Origin of the sequence: Vulcanococcus sp. (assembly GCF_044369115.1) — a bacterium.
In the GTDB taxonomy this organism is placed as follows: Bacteria; Cyanobacteriota; Cyanobacteriia; order PCC-6307; family Cyanobiaceae; genus Vulcanococcus.
The window spans coordinates 1-5,790 of record NZ_JBIPMN010000169.1 but is presented as its reverse complement, the minus strand read 5'-3'; the positions used below and the strand labels follow the sequence as shown (position 1 = coordinate 5,790).

The 5,790-nt window shown below is 63.5% G+C and carries 8 protein-coding genes and 1 pseudogene; 7 read left to right on the top strand and 2 right to left on the bottom strand.

The features are described 5' to 3' along the window. The 3 genes and pseudogenes from ACIQ2E_RS12010 to ACIQ2E_RS12000 all read left to right on the top strand — a co-directional run. Window positions 1-458: pseudogene (locus tag ACIQ2E_RS12010) on the top strand (threonine ammonia-lyase, biosynthetic); the annotation flags it as partial. Between the two features lie 24 nt (window positions 459-482). Then, on the top strand, window positions 483-1,034 hold the full coding sequence (gene scpB, locus ACIQ2E_RS12005) for an SMC-Scp complex subunit ScpB (protein WP_398330774.1): 552 nt from the start codon (window positions 483-485) through the stop codon (window positions 1,032-1,034). A gap of 69 nt (window positions 1,035-1,103) precedes the next feature. Next, window positions 1,104-1,394 carry a YggT family protein gene (locus ACIQ2E_RS12000; RefSeq protein ID WP_296446299.1) on the top strand — a complete coding sequence of 97 codons (291 nt, stop codon included), beginning with the start codon at window positions 1,104-1,106 and terminating at the stop codon, window positions 1,392-1,394. On the opposite strand, the gene ACIQ2E_RS11995 is transcribed toward ACIQ2E_RS12000, so the two are convergent. Both ACIQ2E_RS11995 and ACIQ2E_RS11990 read right to left on the bottom strand, forming a co-directional pair. Next, window positions 1,388-1,855, bottom strand: a complete 468-nt coding sequence (locus ACIQ2E_RS11995; protein WP_398330776.1) for a hypothetical protein — start codon at window positions 1,853-1,855, stop codon at window positions 1,388-1,390. The genes ACIQ2E_RS12000 and ACIQ2E_RS11995 overlap by 7 nt on opposite strands. A 61-nt stretch (window positions 1,856-1,916) precedes the next feature. Next, window positions 1,917-2,246: a nucleoside triphosphate pyrophosphohydrolase family protein gene (locus tag ACIQ2E_RS11990; protein WP_398330770.1), complete on the bottom strand. Its 330-nt coding sequence runs from the start codon at window positions 2,244-2,246 to the stop codon at window positions 1,917-1,919. Between the two features lie 60 nt (window positions 2,247-2,306). On the opposite strand from ACIQ2E_RS11990, the gene pyk reads away from it, so the two are divergent. The 4 genes from pyk to ACIQ2E_RS11970 all read left to right on the top strand — a co-directional run. Beyond that, window positions 2,307-3,764 (top strand): pyruvate kinase, encoded by a 1,458-nt coding sequence (pyk, locus tag ACIQ2E_RS11985; protein ID WP_398330767.1) that lies wholly within the window; start codon window positions 2,307-2,309, stop codon window positions 3,762-3,764. A gap of 58 nt (window positions 3,765-3,822) precedes the next feature. Next, window positions 3,823-5,052 carry an ABC transporter permease gene (locus ACIQ2E_RS11980; protein ID WP_398330764.1) on the top strand — a complete coding sequence of 410 codons (1,230 nt, stop codon included), beginning with the start codon at window positions 3,823-3,825 and terminating at the stop codon, window positions 5,050-5,052. A gap of 148 nt (window positions 5,053-5,200) precedes the next feature. Then, window positions 5,201-5,524 (top strand): DUF1830 domain-containing protein, encoded by a 324-nt coding sequence (locus ACIQ2E_RS11975; protein WP_296446288.1) that lies wholly within the window; start codon window positions 5,201-5,203, stop codon window positions 5,522-5,524. 86 nt (window positions 5,525-5,610) lie between these two features. Further along, window positions 5,611-5,790: hypothetical protein (locus tag ACIQ2E_RS11970; protein ID WP_398330760.1), on the top strand; the 180-nt coding region annotated here is incomplete at its 3' end.

Sequence of the window (5,790 nt, the reverse complement as noted above, 5' to 3'; positions counted from 1 at the left end):
ACATCTTTGTGGGCGTACAAACCAGCGGCAGCCGCGATGAACAAGATCTCATCCACGATCTCAATGCAGCAGGCTTCCCCTGCCTCGATCTCTCCAACGACGAGCTCTCCAAGCTGCACCTGCGCCACATGGTGGGAGGACGCATGCCGGCCGCAGCGGCTGAAGCGTGCAGCCACAGCCGCGAGCTGCTCTATCGCTTTGAGTTTCCAGAGCGGCCGGGCGCGCTGATGCGCTTCCTCACGAGCCTGCATCCCAACTGGAATATCAGCATCTTTCACTACCGCAACCACGGCGCAGATGTGGGCCGGATCGTGGTGGGCGTACAGGTACCACCGGAGGAATCCGCCGATTGGCAAACCTTCCTCGACGGCCTCGGTTACCGGTACGTGGACGAAACCAACAACCCCGCCTACCGCCTGTTCCTGGGTGAAGTGGCCGGCACCGTTGGGGTGGGATAACTTGCGAACACCACTGGGGGCGTGATGGACGACACAACCCAGGACACCCACAGTGCCGACCTGTCGTTACCGGCGCGTATCGAGGCCATCCTGTATCTGAAGGGCCGCTCGATGAGCCTCGCTGAGCTGGCGGAGATCAGCGGCGTCGGTCGCGATGCGGTGGAGTTGGGGTTGATCACGCTGATGGCGGATTACGCCCATCGCGACACCGCTCTGGAGATCCGCCAAGAGGGGCAGCGCTACAGCCTGCAGCTGCGCGACGGACTGGGTGAACTGGTGCAGAACCTGTTGCCCGTGGACCTCTCCACCGCAGCGCTGCGCACCCTGGCCACGATCGCGCTGAAAAAACGGATCCTGCAATCGGATCTGGTGGAACTGCGCGGCTCTGGCGCCTACGACCACATCAAAGAGTTGCTGGCTCAGAACTTCATCGAGCGCAAGCGCCAGAGCGAAGGCCGCTCCTACTGGCTCACCCTCAGTGAAAAGTTCCACCGCACCTTTGCCATCAAAACCGACGAGCTCAAGCCCAAGCGTGCCGAGCCAACGCCCGTTGATCCCGAGCCACAGGCGGCTTAAACGGCGCCACCGAAGGCCCAGCTCCATCCATTCGCGGGCCATACTCCTGAAACAGGTCCGTGAATGTCCATGTCTGCTCTGGTCGGCGATCTGATCGGCGTTCTTGCCCAGACCATCTCGATCTACACGCTGGTCCTGCTGGTGCGGGTGCTGCTGAGCTGGTTCCCCAACCTGGATTGGGGCAACCCGGTGCTCTCCACCGTGAGCGCCGTCACCGACCCCTACCTCAATGCCTTTCGCGGCTTGATTCCGCCGCTCGGCGGCCTGGATCTCTCGGCGATCCTGGCCTTCCTGGCGCTGCAACTGATCCAGACACTGCTGGAGCAGAGCCGCGGCTTCTTCTATCCCAGCTTCTACTGAGCGTCAGCCACGGCCTGCTCCAGAGGCAGCAGGTCGTCGAATTCACCGGCACGGGTGCGCACCGGAGAGGCAAATCCGCGCGCTTTCACATTCGAAAAAGTGAAGGGCCCGGGGGTACCGGCAGGGATCGCCAGCCGCAGGGCGAAGTTCGAATCACCGGGGGGCACATCCCCGATCGAGCCCACGCGTGAGCGGTTCTGCAAGACCGGCTCGCCACTGGCATCGAGGATCTGGGCGAACACATCGGTATCCACCACAGGCTTGCGGCCCGGGTTGCTCACCGTGCCCCTGAGCACGTAGCAACTGGCACCACTGGGGCGACGCAACTGCGGCTGGGCTCCGATATCGGCGCTGGGGCAGGGCTCAAGACTCACCTCCGCCACGCTCAGATTGGCGGCCAAGGCCGGTTCAACCCACGCGCCAGCCAGCACGAGCCAAACAACAGCAACGGCACCGAGCAAGGAACGGAGCGGCCGGAAATGCACAAGAACCACGCGTAACAACCGGCAAGCCACCACGCGATCAGCGATGGTCGCCACTACCTCCGATCACGTTACGGGCGGCGCGACTGGCCAGCTTGTTGAGGTTGGCCTCCGCCACCTCGTTCAGCTCGAAGCCCAGCTCACTAGCCAGCTGAGCCACGTACCAGAGCACGTCGCCGAGCTCGAGCTTGAGCGCTTCACGCACCTCCGGCGTGAAGTTGCCCCCCTGATCGCGCAGCACCTTCTTCACCTTGTCGGCCACCTCACCGGACTCACCGCAGAGGCCGAGGGTGGGGTAGATGGGGTTGGCGCCCACATCGGGATAGCGGGCCGTGCTGCGAGCACCCTGCTGATAGGCATTCAGATCCATTGGCAGAACAGGGCTGGCGGCCGTCGATGATAGGGTCGCTGGCATCTTTGGCTCTGCCGAATGGCCCTGCCCGATCTCACGCGTCGCACCAAGATCGTGGCCACCATCGGCCCTGCCACCGAGTCTCCGGAACAGCTGCGGCGGTTGATCGAAGCCGGCGCCACCACCTTCCGGCTCAATTTTTCCCACGGCGATCACAGCGAGCACGCCGCCCGCATCCGCACCATCCGCCAGGTGGCGGAGGAGATGCGCGTGCACATCGGCATCCTGCAAGACCTGCAGGGCCCGAAGATCCGCCTCGGTCGGTTCAAGGAAGGTCCGATCACCGTGGCGAAGGGTGATGCCTTCACCCTCACTTCCCGCGATGTGGCCTGCACCCAGGACATCGCCACCGTCACCTACGACAAGCTGGCGGACGAGGTGGTGAGCGGTAGCCGCATCCTCTTGGATGACGGCCGTGTGGAAATGGTGGTTGATCGGGTCGATCAGAGCGATCAAACCCTGTATTGCACCGTCACCGTGGGGGGGGTGCTCTCCAACAACAAAGGGGTGAATTTCCCCGATGTGCAGCTCTCGATCCGCGCCCTCACCGACAAAGACCGCACCGATCTGGCCTTCGGCCTCGAGCACGGGGTCGACTGGGTGGCCCTCAGCTTCGTGCGCAACCCCTCCGACATGGAGGAGATCAAGGCCCTGATCGCTTCCCACGGTCACAACACGCCGGTGGTGGCCAAGATTGAGAAATTCGAGGCGATCGATCAGATCGACGCAATCCTGCCGCTCTGCGATGGCGTGATGGTGGCGCGCGGCGACCTGGGTGTGGAGATGCCGGCCGAAGAGGTGCCGCTGCTGCAGAAGGAACTGATCCGCAAGTGCAACGGCCTCGGCATTCCGGTGATCACCGCCACCCAGATGCTCGATTCGATGGTGAGCTGCCCCCGCCCCACCCGGGCCGAAGTGAGCGATGTGGCCAACGCGATCCTCGATGGCACCGATGCGGTGATGCTCTCCAACGAGAGCGCCGTGGGTGATTTCCCCGTGGAAGCAGTGGCCACGATGAGCCAGATCGCCCGCCGCATCGAGCGCGACTACCCCCGCCGCGAGAACGACGGACAGCTGGCCTCAACGATTCCGAATGCGATCAGCCATGCCGTGAGCGCCATCGCCCGGCAGCTGGAAGCGGCGGCGATCCTGCCCCTCACCAAAAGCGGTGCCACCGCTCGCAACGTGAGCAAGTTCCGCCCCAGCACGCCGATCCTGGCCATCACCAGCGAGAAGAAGGTGGCTTCCCAGCTCCAGCTTGTGTGGGGTGTACACCCGCTTCTGGTCGACGACGCCAAGAACGCCACCGCCAGCTTCAATCGCGCCATGGAAATGGCCACAGAAGAGGCCCTGCTACGTGATGGCGATCTGGTCATTCAGACCGCCGGTACCGTGGCCGATGTCAGTGGCTCCACCGACCTGGTGAAGGTGAGCATCGTGGGCAAAGGCACCGTGCTCGACCCCACAATCATGTGAGCTGAGCTTCAGGATGGTGGTCTTGCACCGACCGCCGATCATCCCGGCAACCAACAGCATGGCCGCCAAACTGGCGATGGGGGAAACCGTGGGCATGGCTCTGGCCACGCTCAAGTCCAACCGCCTCCGCTCCCTGCTCACGATGCTTGGCATCGTGATCGGCAACGCCTCAGTGATCACCCTGGTGGGGGTGGGTCGCGGCGCTCAAAACCTGGCTGAAGGGCAGCTCAACACGCTGGGCGCCAACGTGCTGTTTGTGGTGCCCGGCAACAACGACAGCCGACGCCAGGGCATCGACTTCCCCAAGACGCTCGTGCTCGAAGACGCGGAGGCCATCGCCGAGCAGGTGCCCTCGGTGAAACGGGTGGTGCCCCAGATCACCCTGAGTGCGGTGCTGCAGGCCGGCTCCAAAAGTTCCACCGCCACGGTGTCGGGCATCACGCCCGACTTCCTCACGGTGCGCCGCTTTGAAGTGGCACAGGGCCGCTTCATCGACCAGCGCGATCTGGACGGCGCTCGCAACGTGGTGGTGATCGGTCCGGATCTACGCGACAAGCTTCTGCCGACAGGATCCGCCATCGGCAAGCAATTGCGCATCCGCGACCAGAGCTTTGAGGTGATCGGTGTGATGGCGCCCAAGGGAGCCGTGTTCGGACAAAACCAAGACGAAGCTGCCTACATCCCGCTCTCCACGATGGTGAGCAAACTGTCGGGGAGGGATCCCACCTACGGCGTGAGCCTCAACTTCATCAGTGTGGAAGCGCGCGATGAAGCGAGCACCAGCGCCGCCAAATTCCAGATCACCAACCTGCTGCGCCAGCGGCACAACATCCTGCGGGAAGACGACTTCGCCGTGCGCTCCCAGAAGGATGCGCTCTCGATCGTGGGAACGATCACCGGTGGCCTCACCTTGATGCTCGGTGCCATCGGAGCGATCTCGCTGCTGGTGGGCGGGATCGGGATCATGAACATCATGTTGGTATCCGTGAGTGAGCGCACCTCCGAGATCGGCCTGCGCAAAGCAATCGGAGCCCGCAGCAGCGATGTGCTGGCTCAGTTCCTGGTGGAGGCCTTGGTGCTTTCCAGCCTGGGGGGCGTGATCGGGAGTGCGCTGGGTCTTTCAGCGGTGGCGGCCGTGGCGGCCCTCACGCCGCTGCCCGCTGCCATCGGAGGAACGAGCGTGTTGATCACCGTGGGCCTCTCCGGCTCCATCGGCCTGGTGTTTGGCGTGTTGCCGGCACGCCGCGCCGCACGCCTGGATCCAATCACCGCCTTACGCAGCCTTTGAAGCCGCTGCAGCACATCGGCCCCAGCACTGCCGCGCAGAAGACAAAGAAATCCGAAAGAAGGGCATCTGTGGGCCAAACGGTTTCAACTGCGACCAACTCCGCCGCTGGCGGATGGCTTGATATGGGTCCCTTTCAGCAAACCTTCCCTTGGCGCAGCTCACCTGTGGCTACCGCAACAGCAGCGATCGCATGGTGATCGTTCGCTGCATCGGCCCGGATGAGTTTTTCCTGGAACGGGTGGTGTTCCCGTTCGAGTTGCTCAGTTTTCTGGCTCCACCGGAATCGGTGGTGCAGATCTGGACCCACAGCCTCGGCGGAGCTGAGCTGCGCGAAAGCCTCGCCGTTGAAGACCTCTGCGTTGATCTCTCGGGCCTGGAAACAGCAGCAGCCGGGCTCGCAGAAACCGATGCGGTAGCACCGCCCATCGCTGAACCCTCGGCGATGCCGATGGAATGGCAGAAAGCCTCCTGAATGAGAGCCATTTCGGCCTGAGAATCCCGATCCAGGCAGGAGCCGCTTTACACTTGTAAACATCTCCACCTGCTTCTGAGGCGGCCATGAATCAGCGCTGGCGCACGATTGCCCTCTGGGTGCTGCCGATTGGGGTGGCCCTGTTCCTCGGTTGGCAGGTGCTCGGTAACAGCGCCAGCCGCCTCAGCACTCCCAACGGCCCCACCGTGGCTCCGAGCAATGCCGCTGTGGCGCGCATGAGCTACGGCCGCTTCCTCGACTACGTG